The following is a 16,684-nucleotide window of genomic DNA, read 5'->3' as shown; positions in this document are numbered from 1 at the left end:
ACACTCCCCGTCATGCGTACTTACCGAGAAGTATTTCGCACCCCGGAGTTCACGCCGCTCTTCGCCGCCAGTGCACTGTCAGTGGCTGCTTCCACGGTGAGCGGGCTGGCTCTGGGCAGCCTGGTCCACTCCGCCACCGGCTCCCCGCTGCTCTCCGCACTGGCGATGTTCGGCCCTTCCCTCGCTCAGGTCGTCGGCGCGGCCACCCTGCTGTCGGCTGCCGACCGTCTTCGTCCGCGGGTCGCCATGACCGGCCTCGCCCTGGCTCTCGCGGTGGCTGCCGCCGTCCCGGCGGTTCCCGGCCTGACGTTGTGGGCGGTCTTCGCCGTCCTGGCGGTCCAAGGCCTGATCTCCTCGGTGGGTGGCGGGATCCGCTTCGGCCTGCTCAACGAGATCCTCACCAAGGACGGCTACCTGCTGGGCCGTTCGGTCCTCAACATGGCTGTCGGCACCCTGCAGATCTGCGGCTACGCCCTTGGTGGCGTCCTCGTCGCCCTGGTTTCGCCGCGTGGCGCGCTGCTCGTCGGTGCGCTGCTGTATGTGGCTGCCGCGGCTGTGGCCCGCCTCGGCCTCACCGACCGGCCGCCCCGTGCCACCGGCCGGCCGTCGATCGCCGCCACCTGGCACGTCAACACCCGTCTGTGGGCGTCCGTACCCCGCCGCTACGTCTACCTGGCGCTGTGGGTCCCGAACGGCCTCGTCGCGGGATGCGAGTCCCTCTATATCTCCTACGCCCCCGAGCGCGCCGGGCTCTTCTTCGCCTGTGCCGCTCTCGGCATGCTCGCGGGCGACACGCTCGTGGGACGCTTCCTCCCACTGCGGTGGCGTGAACGCCTCAGCGCCCCGCTGCGGCTGCTCCTCGCCGCCCCCTATCTGCTGTTCTTCCTGGAACCGGGGCTCTCCGTCGCATTGGCCGCCGTCACCCTGGCGTCCGTCGGCTTCGCAGCGAGCCTCCTGCTCCAGGAACGCCTGATGCAGCTGACTCCCGACGAGCTGAGCGGTCAGGCACTCGGTTTGCACGCCTCCGGCATGCTCACCCTGCAGGGCACCGGCGCCCTCCTCGCCGGTACCATCGCCGAACTCACCACGCCTGCTGTGGCGATGACGGCCATGGCGACCGCATCCGTCGCTGTGACCCTGGCGCTCGCTCCAGGACTGCGGGCGCGTCCGCAGGTCGTTGCGGCAGCATGAGAGGTGGGACCGGCGGGGATCTGGCGGGGCTCGCCCCCGGCAGCAGCCCCCGGCTCTCGTGCAGCCGGCCCGCCGCCGCGTCGAACAGCGCGCCTTCGGCCCGTCCCCCGTCGTCCACGCCCGCGCGTCCAGCCGGCCCGCCAGCTCTTCGCGGACCTCGGCGAAGTCCCGTCGGTCGCCGGCCTCCTGGATCTCCCCGGCGTGTGTACGAGCCGTACCGTCCCGCCTTCCTCACCGCCCTCCGGCGGCAGTCGCTCCCCACGCGCCGTTGACGCCATAGCTGAGGACTTCGCCCTTGTGGAGCACCGGGTGGCCGACGGGGAGGGGCCGGCTGCCCGGTACCGTGGCGCGGCCGGCGTACCGTTCAGCGACCACCTGGCCGAGGCTCCTGCCGGACAGGCGGGACTCCCGGTGGGTGGCGACCACGGTTCCGTTCACGTAGCGATGGGCAACGGCATTGGCGACGTCCCCTCCGTGGGTGTCGAACGCCGCGACCTGGCCGAGGTCGCGCAACACCACGCACCGGGGAACCGACTCCCCGCTGTTGGACACGATGAGCTCCACTTCGAGGACGAAGTAATCGAACGGGCTCTTCGGGAAGCCGCGTTCCGGCGACCGGCCGCCCCCATCGGACGTCTCGCCGAGCACGCGCAGGGCGACAGGTTCACCGGGTGTGATGGTCAGAGCGTCCGCCGCGGCGTCGGCGGCGCTGGGCGCGCCCGGGGACACCAGGCCGCCGTGCCGGTGCAGCAGCCGGGCGAGCCCACTGGCCGCGGCACCGGAACGCGGGTCCGTCCGGAGCGCTTCCTGGTAGAGACGGCACGCTTCGTCGGCCCGTCGCCTGCTGTCGGACTCCCAGCGCTTGCGGTGGCGCATGCCGAAGGTGATGTCCTCGATCTGGTCGCAGTGGAGGGACAGCAGCGTCGCCAGCAGGATGGCGGCCTGCGCGTCGTCCGGTCGTGACGATGCCGCGTGGCGCAGCAGTGTCTCGGCCTCGGGCGAACCGCTGGAGGGTGCGGTCACCTGCGTGGCGGACCAGGACACTTGGAGCATCAGGTGTCCCAGCTCCAGGGCCGCGGAAGGGTCCTCGCTCGCGGCCTGACGCAGGGCCGTCCAGGATGCGGCGGAGCCGGGTGAAGTGATCAACTGCCGTACGTGCTCCGCCGAGTTCGCCATGCCTGAAGTCTCTCAGGCGGTGCGTCAGGACGGAGTGGTGGCGCTCAGGCGCAGGCGACCGACGTCGTCGGAGTGTTCCGCCTCGACGACCGTGACCGAGCCGTCCCCGAAACGGAGGCTGAAGCAGGGGTCGGCCTCGACGAGCAGGCGCAGGTCCTCGCCCGCCGCGTGGCCGAGCGGCGGCAGGGGGACGGCGTCCCACGCGCCGCCGCCGGGCAGGGCGGTGACCCGGACGGGAATGCGCGCCAGACATGTGCTGCGGTTGGCCCACCACTCCAGGTGGGCCCGGTCCTCGTCGGCTCGCATGGCATCCTCCGGCGGTTGGCCCGGTCTCCGCCGCATTCCGTCCCGCCGGCCGAAGATGGTGTCAGTCTACGGGCCGGTCGGCGGCCGCGGTCCTCCAGTGGTGGTCGGGGAGGAACCGTACGTCGTACCGCTGGGGGACGGTCGCGAACTTCTCGGGGGCGGGGACGACGGGTTCGTGCGGCAGGCCGAGTCGTTCGGCCGGGGCGCCGAGGGTTTCGAAGAACCGCTCGAAGGTGCCGCCGGGTCCGGCGGCGACGCCGACGACCTGGCTGTGGTGGCGCTCCATGCGGTAGGCGTGGGGGCAGTTCTTGGGCACGAAGCCGAAGTCGCCCGGGGTGAGGAGCTTTTCCTGCTGGTCGCCGTCGGTGTCCTCGACGAAGAGCCGGACGGCGCCGGCGGTGACGTAGAAGACCTCGTAGGTGTCGGGGTGGAGGTGGGCCGGTATGAGGTTGCCCTTGGGGCCTTCCACGGTGAAGAAGTTGAAGGTGTTCTCGCTCTGCTCGCCGCCCGCGTAGACGGTGATGAGGTCGCCGAACAGGTGGGCGCGGTCCCCTTCGCCCTTCTCGATGAAGTAGGGCTTGCCCGGCTCGGCGGGAATGCGGGAACTCCGCCGGTAGGGGGTGGCGTACTCGATGGTCATGCGGTCTCCCGGGGGCGGCTTCCGAACGCGAACGTCAGGTACCCTGACATGACAGTCCGGCGCCGGGCAAGCCGCCCGGCCGGAACCGCTCCGCCGTCCCGCCGCCGTGAGGAACCGATGCACCCCAGCCGCCGCAACCTTCCCCAACTGCTCGGTGAGGCCCGGCGCTGGTTCGAGGACGCGCTGGTCGCGGCCCTGGCGGAGGCCGGCGCCACGCCGGTGCCCCCGGCCCAGGCGCAGCTCTTCGCCGTGCTCGACGCCGACGGCACCACCGTCTCCACCCTGGCCCGCCGCCTGGGCGTCACCCGGCAGACCGCGCACCAGGCCGTCCACGGCCTGATCGCCGCCGGACTGCTGGAGCAGGTCCCCGACCCCGCCTCCGCCCGGCAGCGGCTGATCCGCCGCACCCCGGAGGGCGAACGCACCCACCACCAGGCCGTGGCCATCCTCGAACGGCTCGAGGAAGAACTCGCCGAGCGGATCGGCCGCGAAACGGTCACCGCCCTGCGGGCGGCACTGGAGGCACCCTGGGGAAGCCCGCCCGCCGCCGGTCCGGGGTGAGAAGGCCGCCACGTTCGGCACCGACCGGAGCCGACGCCGCCCGTCATCCGCCTCGGGCCGCCTGTCTCGCGCCCCGGCAGTGGCGCGCGTGGTCGCGGCGTGGACGCGGCGCTTCCCGGGGTGGGCCGCGTCCCCGGGGCCGGTGGCCAACCTTCAATTGAACGGCGAAGACGTGCTGGATGCCTGTTCTGCGAAGTTTCCAGGTTGGGTTTTCACTGGAGTGGCACTCATGCCCCCAGTGAAAGGACGAACGGCATGACCAGCACCGATGACCTCAAGAACCTGGTGGGTGACGGCAAGGGCAACGAGGAAACGGAGGAGTGGTCGCGCAACGACATCCTGACCGCGGCTGCGGTCCTGCGCTGGCTGGCCGGGGAAGACGAACCGGGGAAGATGTTCAACACGGCCGAGATCCAGAAGAAGATCACCACCGAGGGCCCCCAGTTCCTGAGCTCCTCGGACGCGATGCGCCAACAGGTCGGCCTCCCCTCCACCGGCGGCTCCGAGGGGCCCGACGGCGTCGACCGCGACGCCCAGCACTCCCTTGACCAGCACAACCAGGCTGTGAAGAACGCCCCCGCCGAGCAGACGGTCCAAGGCGTCTTCAACTCTGTCGGGACCTTCCTGAAGGAGGCCGGCAACGCCTTCATATCGGGGGCCACCACCATCGTCTAGAACGCCTTCCGCCCCATGCCCGGCCCTGGTCCTGAACGTGGCCGCGCTCTGAAGGGGGCGAGGGGAAGGGGGTGAGGGGCGGCGGCGCCCGGGCCCAGGAGCCGCCGCCGTGGGAAGTCGCTCAGTCGGCCCGGGTGTTTGCGCGCCCGGGCAGGCAGAACATCAGGGCCCACATCAACGCCAGGGTGCCGCCGACCCACCAGAGGATCCCGGTGAACGCGTCGCGGTTGATCGCGCCGTCGGATGAGCCGCCGGTGGCGGCGAAGAACACGAGGGCGGTCAGCGCGGTGCCGAGGGCGATGCCCAGATGCATCGCGGTGTTGAACAGGCCCGAGGCGGAACCGGCGTTCTCGTGCGGGACCTTGGCGAGCGACATGTCGGCCAGCGGGCCGCCGACCATGCCGAGACCGAAGCCGATCAGCACGACCGGGACGGTCATCGCGAGGAGGGTCAGGTCGGCCTGTCGGCTGTTGATCTGGAGCCCGTAGGCCGCCATCGAGGCGAGTGTGATCAGGGCTCCGGCCTGGGGCAGGCGGCGCCCGAAGCGCCCGGCGGTCTTCATCGCGGTCGTCGCACCCGCCAGCTCGCCGAGAGCGAGCAGCACGAAGGCCGCGGCCGCCATCAGCGGACTCAATCCCAGGCCGCGCTGGAGGTACAGCGTCCAGGTCATGAAGAACAGACCGCACAGCAGGCCCAGCGTCAGCTGCGCGGACAGGCCGCCGGAGAACTGCTTGCCGCGGAAGAGGGACAGCGCCACGAGCGGGGCGTTGTCCCTCCTGCGCTGCTGGTGGCGCAGGAAGACCCCGAGCACGAGGAGTCCTGCGGCGAGCAGGGCGAAGCACCACAGCGGCCAGTGGTGGGTGTGGCCCTCGGTGAGCGGGAAGATGATCAGGACCACAGCGAGTGCGGACAGCAGCATGCCGGTGAGGTCGAGCCGGTCGGCGTTCTGCGCGGTCGACTCGGGGACGAACCTGCGTCCGAGGATGATCACGGCGAGGCCGACGGGCACGTTGATCAGGAAGATCGGCCGCCAGGACAGTCCGAACAGATCCAGCTGGGTGAGCAGGCCGCCCAGGACCGGTCCCAGGACGTTGGCGAGCGACAGGACGGCCCCGTAGAGGCCGAAGGCCCTGCTGCGGTTCTCGCCGTCGAAGGTGATGTGGAGGGTGGCCAGGACCTGCGGGATCATCATGGCGACGCCGGTGCCCTGGAGCACCCGGGCGGCGATCAGCACGCCGGGGCCGGTGGCGAGGCCGCACAGCAGCGAGGCCAGGGTGAAGACGACGGTGCCGATGAGGAGGATCTTGCGCCGGCCGTGGATGTCGCCGAGGCGTCCGCCGGTGATCAGTCCGACGGCGACGGTCAGCGAGTAGCCGGCGGTCAGCCACTGCACCGCGGCCGGTCCGGCGCCGGTCGACTCCTGGACGGCGGGCAGCGCGGTGAGGACGACCGACTGGTCGAGGATGTCCATGAGCTCGGCGACCAGGAGCACCACGAGGGCGATCCGGGCAGCCCGGGTCATCCTCGGCGACCGGCCCGGTACGGCGTGCGCCGGGGGTTCGGCCGGGTGCTTCGACTCGTCGTCGAGCGTGGGGGAAGGCACGGTGGAACTCCTGATTCAAGGAATCGGGGAGCCCTGCCGTCAGCCGCGCCGGGGCCGGAGAACACGAAACCCGGGGCAGTCGGCAGAGCTGCACCCGGGAACAGACGGAAAACTGCGGGGGAGGGTGACGCGACTCAGGCCGGCGCGACGTCCGCCCCCGGACACGTGCGAAGACTCGGCACGTGGGGGATACGGACGGCTACAGGGCCTGGGGGATACGAAGTCACCTCAAGATCGCTACAACAGGAACAGAAAGTTCGGTCACCGCCACCGAAGCCTCCGGCGCAGGAACTCGTCCACGGTACGACACCTTCAGGCTCCCCTGCACCTCGGATATCGCGCCCGCCCCGTCCGACCGGCGTCCGGGCACCATCCAGGAACTCCGGACGCAGCTGGACGCGCTCGCCGCGAAGAACACCCCCGGGACAAGATCTTCGCCGAGAGGACCCCTCCTACAGACGAGCCGTCAAGCCGTGGGGCGTTCGCCGCCCCATCGTGCCCGTAGAACCTCGGCCCAGTCGCCGGCTCCCGGACCCGGACCCTCCAGCTGTGGCACCGGGCCGGGAGCCGTCTCGATCAAGTGCATGAGCGTCCAGGCGACGCCGTAGCAGTCGTCGGGGCCGAAGCAGGTGGCCAGGGCAGCGGCCTCTTCGGGTGTGACAGGGCGGGGGATCGCCGTCAGCTGGCGTTCGCGCCGGTCGATCACTTCCTCGCTCGCGTCCCGGTCGGGAAGCGGTCCGTCGGCGACGAACGTCCGCACTTCAGGCCTCATGGCCGAATGATTGTCTCCCCTGACGCCCCTGAACAAGCCGCTTCCGTTTTGTTCGCGCGGTAGCTGTTGCTGTTGCCTGGGGCTCCGGAGGGAAGGATCGCTTCATCGAAGGCATGGTTCCGGGCCGGACGGTGGTCATTCGGCGACGGCTGCCGCCTCGGCGGGGACCGGCGAGCCGGTGCCGGAGGCTCCGCCCGTACGGCCGGACACGTTCGGCACGACGAGCAGGTGCACGAGCAGCCCGAGGGCGGCGAAACCCGGCCGCCACGTACGGCAGGGCGGACATCGGCAGCCCGGCGGCCAGCACGGCGCCGAACAGCGCCGAGCCGACGGCGCTGCCCAGGTAGATCGCCGAGTCGTTGAGCGCGACCACCACATTGCTGTTGTCCGGGCGCGCGGCCAGGAGCTGTTCCTGCTGCGGCGCGGGGGAGGCGAACCCCGCCGCTCCCCGGACCAGCAGCGGCAGGACGAGGATCGCGCGCACCCCACCGGCCAGGGGCACCACCACCATGGCCGCGGTGAACACCAGCATCACCACTGTGAACAGCGAGAACGACCGCCGTGTGCGGTCGATGACGACGCCGATCAGCAGGCTGCCGAGGATGCCGCCGATGCCCCAGGTGGCGAGGTACGGGATCGGGTTGCCGATGTGGCCGACCGACTTCAGCACGGGGGCCAGGTAGGTGTGGAGGCCGAGGCTCGCGACGTTCGCGACGAAGGACACGACGACGATCGACGCGACCTTGGGGTCGCCGAGCACGGCCATGCGGCGGCGCAGCCGCACCGGGGGCGAGCCGGGCAGTCCGGGCAGCAGGATGCTGATGCCGATCAGCGCCAACAGGCCGAGGCCGGTGACCGCCCACAGGGTGAGCCGCCAGCCGAAGAGATGGGCCAGGGCGAGGCCCGCGGGCATGCCCAGGACGGTGCCGATGCTGAGCCCGCCCAGCACCAGTCCCAGTGCGCCGCCCCGCTGCTCCGGCGCCACCAGCGCCGCGGCCGTCGTGGCGGCCATGGGCAGGTAGATCCCGGCGCCGAGCACACGGTCGGCGGCCTGGCGGAACACGCGGGCGCCATTCCGCAGTCGACGATGAGCTACCACAACAAGACCCTCCGCGAGGCGGGCGTCACCCGCATCCGCTCCGAGGGCACGCGGTGCTTCGTCTCGCTGCGCTCGGAGGACCTGGAGGCCCGCTACCCGGGCCTCCTCGACCTCCTGCTGACCTATGCGGCGAACGAGGCCCAGCCGCTCGGGTGCCCGCCGCCGCGGCCGCCTTCGCCGCGGCCGGCAGCGCGTCGACGCCGGCGTGCCCAACTGCGATGCTGCCGCGTTGAGATGCTCGTAGACCTCCGAGGTACACCCCCGGAGCGTGGCCGGCCCGGCGGCGGCCACCGGGTTCCCCGGCAGGGTCCCGGCCCGGCACACCGGGCCGTCCGGGTCCGGCAGCCGCATCACGTCCGCCCGGCCGCCGAAGGCAGCCGCGGGGAAGCAGCCGCCCGGAACCTGGAGCCGATACGCCCCCGGCGGCCACACACGGTGACCTCAGGACCGAACTCGACGAGGGATGCGCGACGCCCCGACATGCGAACCACCGGTCAAGACCGCGCTAGGACCGCGTTGCCCTCCCGCACTCGTCCCCGGCGGACTCGCCCCGCCCGACCGGCGTCCTGCGGTCGTACGGGTCGACCTTCGTGCCGGCCTCGTCCGCCCGGCGGTCCGTGCCGAAGGGCGGGGTGAAATAGCCCGTGGGGGCGCCGCAGCCGCCGTTGGTCATGTCGTATTTGTACGAGACGATCGAGAATGTGCCCGGCTCGGTGATCACCTTGTCAGGATTGTCCCAGCTCAGGACCAGCTCGCGCCGGACGATCGTGCGCACGATCTCGTCGTCGCCACCCGCGCCCGCGCGGGTGACCGGGTAGACGAAAATGACGTCGGCGGTCACCTGGAGCGCGCCACGCTTGCCCTCCCGGTAGGTGAGGCGGCCCCGGGTCTTCACGACGTCGCCGACCAGGTGGGTGCGGGACGGCTGGAAGCGGCTGAAGAGGAGGAGGGGGTCGTTCTTCTCGCTCGGGGTTCTCGGGGTTCGGAAAGCGGTTCTCAGGAGGCCTTGGACGTCCTTCTGATGCGGGTTGATCAGTGCCATCGCCTTCTCGGGGCGCTCGCCCCGCAGCACCCCGCGGTCCAGGCCGGACGCGACGAGGAAGTCCCGGCTGCGGGCGAGGGCCCGCTCGACCTCGGCCGCACTCATCCAGCCGACCGCCCCGGCCTTCGGCACGGTGATCCCTGCCGCTCCGCTCGCCCAGCTCGCCGCCGGCGAACCGCGGAACGGCTCGTCCATGGTGGGGCGTTGGGCCGTCCCCGCCGGGGGTGCCGGGGTCGGGCGGGCGGTCTCGGCCGGCGGCGGGAGTCAGGGTCGTCGCCGGCGAACAGGTTCACTATCCGACCCGGCGCGAGCGCCACCACGAGCAGCGCCAGCGAGGCCAGCAGTCCGGCCACGTACCAGCCCGTTCGCCGCTTGGGCCGCGCGGGCGTGTAGCTGCGCCACCCCTCCGGGCCGCGGCCGGGCTCCGCTCGCAGCCGCCTCGCCACGTCGCGGGCCCGCGCCGACGGCTCCACGGGCGCATCGACGGCACCCGCCACCGACTCGCGCAGAAACCGCTCCCACTCCTCGTCGGACCTGGACGAGCCTTCCGGCTCCGTACCCGCGCCCATCCCCAACCCCTGGCAATCAATAGACCGCGGCCCGCTCCCCCGGGACGCGTCCGCATAATGACACGGAGCACTGACAGCAAGGCCGGTTGGGCGGACGGTGTGGGCGGGCAACTCCTCCTCAAGTCGCCACATCACAGCCGCATCGGAGAGCGAAGCACGCGCCGGGTGACTGAACTCCTCCGCAGACATGGAATACGCGACACCTCGACATGCGAGCCCACCAGTCCCGAACGGCAGGTTCGTCAGTGCCCGGTGTCAGTACCGTCCGGTTCAATGCCTTCATGCGCGAAGACATCTGGGGCGACCCCACCCGCTACCGCTACGCCACCGCTCCGCGGACGGGGCTGAGCCTGCCGCCCCGCGGATCGCTGGAACGGGCGATTCAGGAAGCGGCAGAGGCCGCGGGCGGCGAGGACCGGATCGAGCACCTGATGGTGGAAGGCCAACGCCTCCGCGATCTACGGCCGTTGGCGCGACTGCCGGGGCTGAGGGAGCTCGATGTCCGTTCACCAGTATTGACGGATCTCGGCCCGCTGGCCGCTCTTCCCATGCTGCGACGGCTGTCCGTCACGGCACCCGTCTCGGACCTGCGCCCGCTGTCCGCGCTCGCGGCCCTCGGCAGCCTCAGCCTGGAACGGACCATGGTGACGGACCTCGCGCCGCTCACCTTGTTGGCCCAACTGCGCGACCTGTCCGTGACGGAGGGCCCACTGGCCGATCTCGGCCCGCTGCGAGGGCTCGGGCTCATGCGGCTCTACGTCCACCGGACGCAGGTCACCGACCTCACGCCGCTGGCCGACGCGCCGTTGCTGTGGGTGCTCGGGATCAACGACTGCGCGGCTACCGACGTCTCCGTACTCGCCCGACTCCCGTGCCTCATCCAGGTGTTGATGCACCGTACTCGCGTCGAGGACCTCGGAGACCTGCCCACGCGCGCACCGCACATCACCTTCGAGGGATTCGGAGAGAAGTCATCTGGGCGATGCGGCGCGCGGAACGCTCCCACCGGTCCCATGGATCCCGTCGAACTGCTGGCCCGCTACCGCGCCGCCGAGGGGGAGGAGCGTGGCGGGCTTGGCCTGCGGCTGCTGGGCAGCCGGGATGCCGTGGGCATCGAGGCGCTGATACGGGAGCAACTGGAGGGGTACGGCGGCACGTTCACCATGCGCGGGCTGTTGCTCGAAGGCGGGCACGGGAACGTACCGTTCCCCGCCAACCCCTGGGGCATTCCGGCCGATGCCGGTCTCGACGCGGCGATCGGGCACATATGGGCGCCACTCGCCGACCGTCTGCCGTCCTTCCTCGACACCCTGCGCCGGGCGACGCTGGCTCTCGGGCTGCTCACCGACCAGGACGGCCGGCCGTCGCTTGCCTATCTGTTCGTCGGCTGGAACCCGCTCCCAGGCCGGATGCGTCTTGACGACCTGTCCGACTGGCGGGAGGACGAGGGCGCGCTGCGCATCATGCACGGCGGAGCGCCGCGCACACGCGTCGACCCGGATGCGGCGGTGCCGGTCCTCGGCGGTCCCGTACCGACACCGCTACGCGAACTGTGGGCCGTCCACCGATCCCTCGGCGACGGCTTCCAAGCGCTGTACGACGACCGGCTGGACACCAACCTGGGCGCGTTCTGCTCGCACGACGTGCCCGAGTTCGCCGCACGCAACAATGGCGCCGATCCGGATCGATTCGTGCTGTTCGCAAGCCGGGACCACTACAACGCCGTGTTGGACCTCGACACCCTCGACCAGGCCGGCAACCCGACCATCGCCACCTGGACCGACTGGGAGATCGGTGCCCGGCAGCAGTTCTGGGACTGGTTCGACGCCGAGATGCCCGACGACATCCTGCTCGGTCTTGCTGATCACTCACAATGAGGTCTGGAGTCGCCGCAAGCAGATGATGCCGCAGACGAGTTGGAGCAGGCCGGGGGTGGGGGCCGGCCCGGGTGGGGGTGGTGCGGGCGCCGGGACCAGTCCTGGCACGACCGGCGCCGGGGGCGGTGGGGGCGCGACGATCCGGTGCACGGTCACGGGTATCGCCGGGCAGCGGCTGCTGACGCAGGTCGGAGACGGCGGTTCAGGCGGCCGGTTGCCCGCGGCCGACAAGGGCGGCCTGTCGGGCAGCCGCCACGGCGGGAACGGCGGCAAAGGCCAGATGTTCAAGAACCGGTCGTCACCGCGGTCAGCCCGTTGTCCCGGCTCAGTTGACGTTCCTGTCAGCAACACCACTGCGGAGCCCGCTCACTTGATGCGGCCGGTCAGTTGTTTTCGAGGCGGCCCACCGCTCGACTATGGTTGCTCCGCATGACTCACGGCGAGATCGAGATCACTGCGGAGTTGGTCCGGAACCTGCTGCACGATCAGCACCCTGATCTGGCCGATCGTCCAGTGCGGCTCGGCGCGCGTGGTTGGGACAACCAACTGTGGCGGCTCGGCGACGACCTCGCCGTCCGGTTGCCCTGGGCGACACAGTCCGCCGATGCGCTGCTGCGCAAGGAGCATGCCTGGCTGCCCGCCCTCGCCCCGCACCTTCCGCTGCGTGTCCCCGTCCCGCAGCGCCTCGGTGAGCCCTCCGAGCGCTTTCCGCGGCCCTGGATCGTCACCACCTGGGTGCCGGGAGAGCCCGCCGACCGTGCTCCCGCCACGCGCGCCGCGGAGGCGGCCGACATCTTGGCATCCTTCCTGACGGCCCTTCACCGGCCCGCTCCCACCGGGGCGCCGACCGGCCGTGACCGCGGGGGGCCACTGGCCGGCCATGCCGAGGGGGTCGCCCAGATGCTTGCCTCCGCCACCGAGCTGGGGCAGATCCCCGACCCGGACGGCGTCCGCGCGGTCTGGGAAGACGCCGTTGCCGTGCCCGACTGGACGGGCCCGGCACTGTGGCTCCACGGCGACCTGCATCCGGCCAACGTGCTCACCACAGACGGCACCTTCTGCGGAGTGATCGACTTCGGCGATCTCTTCGCGGGTGATCCGGCCTTCGACCTCGCCGCGGCGTGGATCCTGCTGCCGGACGGTGCCACCGACAGATTCTTCGCGGCATACCGGCCCACCCCGGACGCCTCGACCTTGCGTCGCGCCCGCGGCTGGGCGGTGTGGCGCGCCCTCGCCTGCATCCTCATCGGAGATGCCGGCGTCCAGGGCCGCCCGGGCGGCAAGGCCACCTGGGGCCCACCTGCCCATGCCGCGTTGCGACGACTCGTCGCTACGGTCCGTCGGCCTGGTAGGCACGAGCCGGCGGCCGATGCCACCGACGCGCGTCGCCCGGCGTGAGCGGACTGGGTGTCCAGTCACGCGGTGACGATCACTTCCAGACGGCGTCGGACCGGCCGATGACACGGCCGAGTTCGCGGGCACTTCGAGGCGAAATGGCCTGCATCACGGTGTCGAGGAGAGCGCGGGCTTCGAGAGGGTTGCCGCAGCAGTACCAGTGCACGTTGCCCCACTCGTAGTCGTGCCACAGCCGGCGCTCGGGACGGTGGACGTATTCCTCCCACAAGCGCACGGCTGTGCTGACGTCTCCTGGCTGCAACGGTGTCTCGAACGGGTTCTCGGCCGAGGATTCACCGGATACAGCGGGGTCTCGGTGTCCGCCTCAGTCGTCGCCGTACGACTCGTACATGAGGTACTCGTCGAACTCGTCCAGTCGCCAACCGGGAGTTGTCCACCGCCCACCGTGTTCGAGCGATCCTTTGTAGACGACGTACAAGAAGCTTCCCCCGGCGTGGTCGTGCACAGCAAGCCGTCGGTTCCTGCTGTACAGAAACAGCACCACGCTGGTGTCGGGCTTCCCGTCGATGGGCTCCATCCCGAGGATTCCCTCCCAGCAGAGCTGAAAGGCTCGGCCCTGCGGGGGTGGGCTGCGGATGAGGCAGCAGAAGCTGTCGTCGTCGACCAGACAATCGTCAAGTGGTTCCACGAGCAGGACCGGCTCCTGCAGGAAGTCGCTCAACTCGTCCACGAGCCTTGTGATCCATCGGAGCCGTGGGTCGTTGCCGCCTTGCCCGCTCTTCACTCGCCAAGCCCGGACATGTCTTCCAAGCCCACCACGATGAACGATTCACCGGGCCTCGGCGGCCGCGACCACGACCGGGTCGTGAACCGGTGGAGTGGACAGTCCGATCGTGACAGGGCGAAACGCGGCAGCGAGACGCCGAATTCGGTGGCGATCGCCTCCAGCGCCCGGTGTTCGCCCGTCCGCCCGGCGTCGTCCGTGGTCTGCGCCGTCCCGCCGGGCGCGGGGCTGTGGAAGAGGTCGGGGTCCAGGGCCGGAGGTATGTCGCCGGTGCGCTGGATCTCCGTGCCGTGGATGGTGAACGCGTACTGCTCCTCGCCGTTCTCCGCCACGGACAGGTGGAAGGCGGCGGAGGGGTGGTGCTCCCCGGCGGGAGTGCTCCACACCACGATCGCGCGGGTGCCGTGGGAGGCGGACGCGGCGGGGGAGACGAAGCGCATGCTGTCGAAGGCGGGGGGCTCGCCGTCGAAGGCGAAGCTCCACCCCGGACCGGCGCGGCCCACGGAGACGAGCGGCCTGTCGGCGAACGTCGAGCTCCCTCCGCTGCCGGGCAGCAAGTCGCGTGCGTCCCAGTTCGTCTTCGGCTTGTGCAGGGCGGTGTTCCCATCCGCGCCGAGGCGTGCGGGCAGTCCCGCCGGATCGGTGTCCTCCACCAGGACGAAACGGTACCCGTCGCTCAGGATGTCCTCTTCCCGGTCGGCCAGCCAGGCGAGTCCTCCGGGGTCCAGGTTCTTCGTCCTGGGGCCGGGGCCGGGGGCCGCCGAAGCCTTGGGGCCCCTCGGTACGGACAGCAGTTCCCGTGACCGCTCCGGAGTCAGCAGCGGGCCGAGGAAGAAGTCCTGGAGCAAGCCGAACGGCGCGAGGTGGGTGGGGTCCAGAGGCTGCCACCGGGGGAGGGCCGCGAGCAGCGTGTGCCACGCCGCGTCCACGTCACCCCAGCGAGCCAGCTCGCGGGCCTCCTCGACGGCCGCGCCGAACGGGCCGGGCGCGGTGTACCGGAAAGGCGCGTCCCTGTCCCGGAGCGGTCCGACGTGCAGCAGGTGCACTCCGGAGTCTCGGTCGTTCGCCGGTTCGGGCGGGTACTCCTGGGCCCGTACCTCGTCCGACAGACCAGTTCCCAAGTCGTCCGCGTAGGCTTCCCCGAGCAGCAACTGGACCTGTCCCAACAGGGCCTTCCCCCGAGGCCTGCCGAACGCCGCCGGTTCCTCGAGCGCCGCTTTGGCCCGCTCGTACTCCCCGCTCAACGCCTCGTGCCAGGCTTCCTCGACGACCACGTCCAGCGCCCGGGTCGTGTCGTTGACGAACTCCCGCTCCCAGTCGTCCGCTCGCAGACTGTGGAACTCGCGGTACATGGCCTCCATGTAGGCGCGGAAGGACGCGTACCGTTCCGGCGGGGCCGCTGCCCAGACCTGGTGGCAGTAGACGGCCCATTCGCCGTCGCCGGTGATGTCCATCGGGTCCATCAGGATGGTCGTGGCGTCGGACTCCACGTCCAGTTGCAGCGCGCGGCTCCACATGGTCCCCTCCGCGGCATCCCCGGACGAGGAGGGTTCGTCCAGCTCGTAGAACTCACCGTAGCCGTATATGTCCTTGTACCAGCGCGCCTTGTCCGTACCCGCGAGGCGGTCGACGAACTCGCCCGCGTTCCGCCAGCCGTCGGTGACTTCCAGGAACGCCCGGTACGACGGCGGGAGTCGACGCCCGAGCCGCTGCTCGAGCGCGGCGATCCGCGATTCGGAGGCGGGCGCGAAGCCCAGCCAGCGGGCCTGCCGCGCTGCCTCCTCCTCGTCCGGGAGCGGGTCGTCGGGGTCGCAGGCGTCCGCCCACTCCTCGCTCCACCGCGTGAGGAAGGGCTGCCATTCGAATGTCGTGCCGGTCGCCTCAGTCATGCCTCTGATGGTCGCACCCACCACTGACAATGCCCGTGGCGCGCCGCCCCGGTCCGCCTCCCGCAACCTCCGTCAGAAGAGGCCCAGTTCGCGCTCCGCCAGTGCCGTTCCCTCGATCCGTGCCCGGATCTTGGCGAAGGCGGTCTCGCGGGACGTCGACGTGTCGTCGGCGAACGGCGAGAAGCCGCAGTCGTCGCAGGTGCCGAGGTGGTCGAGGGGAATGTGGCGGGCGGCGGTCAGGATTCGGTCGCGGACCTGTTGCGGGGTCTCGACCCGGGGGTCGACGGGGTCGGTGACGCCGACGAACACCCGTACACCGTCGGGAAGATGACCGGCCAGGACGGACAGGACCTTGTCGGGCTCCGGTTCGCTCGCCAGTTGGAGGTAGAAGGCGCCGGCCTTCAGGCGGAGCAGTTTCGGGATGAGTTCGGTGTAGTCGACGTCCAGGCTGTGGGTGGAGTCCTGGTCGCCGCCGGGGCAGGTGTGGACGCCGATGCGGGCCCGCTCGGAGGCGTCGAAGCGTTCCAGGACGCTGTTGTTGAGGTCGATGAACTGGTCGAGGAGGCCGCCGCTCGGGTCCAGCTTGAGTGACAGCCGGGCTTCCGTGAAGTCGAGTTGCACCATGTGCGCGCCCGCCTCCAGACACCCGCGGATGTCGGCCTCGGCCTCCGCGGCGAGGTCGGCGAGGAAGGCCGCGCGGGGGTAGCCGTCGAGGTCGCCGGGCGGGTGGAGGAGGCTCAGGGCCGACGGGGCGATAACCGCTTGCTTGACCGGGACGGTGGCGTGGCGGCGGGCTGCCCGCAGGTATGTGTCGGCGTGGTGGGCGTAGCGGAACGGGCCCGCCGTCAGGCGCGGGAGCACGCGGGTGTGGCCGTCGGCGAAGGGGATGGTCACGCCGTCGGGCGCCAGGTTCTCGGCGCCCTCCAGCGGATAGGTGGCGAAGCTCGGCTTGGACTGTTCGCCGTCGGTGACGACCGGCGAGCCGAGCTCCTCCAGGCGACGGACGGTGTCACGGACCGCGTGGTCCCGGGCGGTGGCGAGAGCGGCGTCGTCGATCCGTCCGGAGTGGTGAGCTGCCACGGCCTCCAGCAGCTCGGGGGGCCGGGGGATGCTGCCGATGGGTTCGGTGGGAATCCTCACCCGG

The 16,684-nt window shown here is 71.0% G+C and carries 15 protein-coding genes and 2 pseudogenes; 5 read left to right on the top strand and 12 right to left on the bottom strand.

Features of this window, described 5'->3' with window-relative positions; genetic code table 11:
- Positions 1-12: 12 nt before the first annotated feature.
- Positions 13-1,191, top strand: a complete 1,179-nt coding sequence (locus HN013_RS16820) for an MFS transporter (RefSeq protein ID WP_171166968.1) — start codon at positions 13-15, stop codon at positions 1,189-1,191.
- Between the two features lie 28 nt (positions 1,192-1,219).
- Here HN013_RS16820 and HN013_RS34165 read toward each other — a convergent pair.
- The 4 genes and pseudogenes from HN013_RS34165 to HN013_RS16805 all read right to left on the bottom strand — a co-directional run.
- A pseudogene (locus tag HN013_RS34165) lies at positions 1,220-1,422 on the bottom strand (DUF4158 domain-containing protein); the annotation flags it as partial.
- A complete protein-coding gene (locus HN013_RS16815; protein ID WP_171166967.1) occupies positions 1,423-2,367 on the bottom strand; it encodes a hypothetical protein in 945 nt (314 codons plus the stop codon). It lies immediately after the preceding pseudogene.
- A 24-nt stretch (positions 2,368-2,391) separates the two neighbouring features.
- Positions 2,392-2,673 carry a hypothetical protein gene (locus HN013_RS16810; protein WP_171166966.1) on the bottom strand — a complete coding sequence of 94 codons (282 nt, stop codon included), beginning with the start codon at positions 2,671-2,673 and terminating at the stop codon, positions 2,392-2,394.
- A 61-nt stretch (positions 2,674-2,734) separates the two neighbouring features.
- Positions 2,735-3,313, bottom strand: coding sequence for a quercetin 2,3-dioxygenase (locus HN013_RS16805; protein ID WP_171166965.1), 579 nt, complete (start codon positions 3,311-3,313; stop codon positions 2,735-2,737).
- A 117-nt stretch (positions 3,314-3,430) separates the two neighbouring features.
- Here HN013_RS16805 and HN013_RS16800 point away from each other — a divergent pair, with 117 nt between their 5' ends.
- Both HN013_RS16800 and HN013_RS16795 read left to right on the top strand, forming a co-directional pair.
- The gene (locus tag HN013_RS16800) at positions 3,431-3,874 is read left to right on the top strand and encodes a MarR family winged helix-turn-helix transcriptional regulator (RefSeq protein WP_171166964.1); all 444 of its coding nucleotides are present in this window, start codon (positions 3,431-3,433) and stop codon (positions 3,872-3,874) included.
- A gap of 255 nt (positions 3,875-4,129) precedes the next feature.
- A complete protein-coding gene (locus HN013_RS16795; protein ID WP_171166963.1) occupies positions 4,130-4,549 on the top strand; it encodes a hypothetical protein in 420 nt (139 codons plus the stop codon).
- Positions 4,550-4,670: 121 nt separating this feature from the next.
- Here the strand turns inward: HN013_RS16795 and HN013_RS16790 are convergent, their stop codons facing one another.
- From HN013_RS16790 to HN013_RS16775, 4 genes and pseudogenes are all read right to left on the bottom strand, one after another.
- Positions 4,671-6,152: an MFS transporter gene (locus HN013_RS16790; protein ID WP_171166962.1), complete on the bottom strand. Its 1,482-nt coding sequence runs from the start codon at positions 6,150-6,152 to the stop codon at positions 4,671-4,673.
- A 466-nt stretch (positions 6,153-6,618) separates the two neighbouring features.
- Positions 6,619-6,924 (bottom strand): hypothetical protein, encoded by a 306-nt coding sequence (locus HN013_RS16785; protein ID WP_212764430.1) that lies wholly within the window; start codon positions 6,922-6,924, stop codon positions 6,619-6,621.
- The gene (locus tag HN013_RS16780) at positions 6,914-7,987 is read right to left on the bottom strand and encodes an MFS transporter (RefSeq protein ID WP_171166961.1); all 1,074 of its coding nucleotides are present in this window, start codon (positions 7,985-7,987) and stop codon (positions 6,914-6,916) included. Before HN013_RS16780 ends, HN013_RS16785 begins: the two co-directional genes overlap by 11 nt.
- A 541-nt stretch (positions 7,988-8,528) precedes the next feature.
- Positions 8,529-9,634 (bottom strand): annotated as a pseudogene (locus HN013_RS16775) (hypothetical protein).
- 281 nt (positions 9,635-9,915) lie between these two features.
- Between HN013_RS16775 and HN013_RS16770 the strand changes: the two are divergent.
- Together HN013_RS16770 and HN013_RS16765 are read left to right on the top strand one after the other, a co-directional pair.
- Positions 9,916-11,511 (top strand): leucine-rich repeat domain-containing protein, encoded by a 1,596-nt coding sequence (locus HN013_RS16770; RefSeq protein WP_171166960.1) that lies wholly within the window; start codon positions 9,916-9,918, stop codon positions 11,509-11,511.
- 429 nt (positions 11,512-11,940) lie between these two features.
- Positions 11,941-12,909, top strand: coding sequence for an aminoglycoside phosphotransferase family protein (locus tag HN013_RS16765; protein WP_171166959.1), 969 nt, complete (start codon positions 11,941-11,943; stop codon positions 12,907-12,909).
- A gap of 31 nt (positions 12,910-12,940) precedes the next feature.
- Here HN013_RS16765 and HN013_RS16760 read toward each other — a convergent pair whose 3' ends face one another.
- From HN013_RS16760 to HN013_RS16745, 4 genes are all read right to left on the bottom strand, one after another.
- Positions 12,941-13,141, bottom strand: coding sequence for a hypothetical protein (locus HN013_RS16760; RefSeq protein ID WP_312018624.1), 201 nt, complete (start codon positions 13,139-13,141; stop codon positions 12,941-12,943).
- A gap of 90 nt (positions 13,142-13,231) precedes the next feature.
- A complete protein-coding gene (locus HN013_RS16755) occupies positions 13,232-13,597 on the bottom strand; it encodes a hypothetical protein (RefSeq protein ID WP_171166957.1) in 366 nt (121 codons plus the stop codon).
- 50 nt (positions 13,598-13,647) lie between these two features.
- A complete protein-coding gene (locus HN013_RS16750; protein WP_171166956.1) occupies positions 13,648-15,540 on the bottom strand; it encodes an SMI1/KNR4 family protein in 1,893 nt (630 codons plus the stop codon).
- Positions 15,541-15,612: 72 nt separating this feature from the next.
- The gene (locus HN013_RS16745) at positions 15,613-16,680 is read right to left on the bottom strand and encodes a cobalamin-independent methionine synthase II family protein (protein WP_171166955.1); all 1,068 of its coding nucleotides are present in this window, start codon (positions 16,678-16,680) and stop codon (positions 15,613-15,615) included.
- Positions 16,681-16,684: the final 4 nt, after the last annotated feature.

It is taken from the genome of Streptomyces sp. I05A-00742, assembly GCF_013055795.1.
GTDB lineage: Bacteria > Actinomycetota > Actinomycetes > Streptomycetales > Streptomycetaceae > Streptomyces.
Note: the sequence above shows the minus strand (reverse complement) of the source record. Positions and strands in the feature narration are given on the sequence as shown.

Coding starts and splice junctions, on each gene's coding strand:
- HN013_RS16820 (WP_171166968.1), top strand. CDS start 13: ATGCGTACTTACCGAGAAGTATTTCGCACCCCGGAGTTCACGCCGCTC.
- HN013_RS16815 (WP_171166967.1), bottom strand. CDS start 2,367: ATGGCGAACTCGGCGGAGCACGTACGGCAGTTGATCACTTCACCCGGC.
- HN013_RS16810 (WP_171166966.1), bottom strand. CDS start 2,673: ATGCGAGCCGACGAGGACCGGGCCCACCTGGAGTGGTGGGCCAACCGC.
- HN013_RS16805 (WP_171166965.1), bottom strand. CDS start 3,313: ATGACCATCGAGTACGCCACCCCCTACCGGCGGAGTTCCCGCATTCCC.
- HN013_RS16800 (WP_171166964.1), top strand. CDS start 3,431: ATGCACCCCAGCCGCCGCAACCTTCCCCAACTGCTCGGTGAGGCCCGG.
- HN013_RS16795 (WP_171166963.1), top strand. CDS start 4,130: ATGACCAGCACCGATGACCTCAAGAACCTGGTGGGTGACGGCAAGGGC.
- HN013_RS16785 (WP_212764430.1), bottom strand. CDS start 6,924: ATGAGGCCTGAAGTGCGGACGTTCGTCGCCGACGGACCGCTTCCCGAC.
- HN013_RS16770 (WP_171166960.1), top strand. CDS start 9,916: ATGCGCGAAGACATCTGGGGCGACCCCACCCGCTACCGCTACGCCACC.
- HN013_RS16765 (WP_171166959.1), top strand. CDS start 11,941: ATGACTCACGGCGAGATCGAGATCACTGCGGAGTTGGTCCGGAACCTG.
- HN013_RS16750 (WP_171166956.1), bottom strand. CDS start 15,540: ATGACTGAGGCGACCGGCACGACATTCGAATGGCAGCCCTTCCTCACG.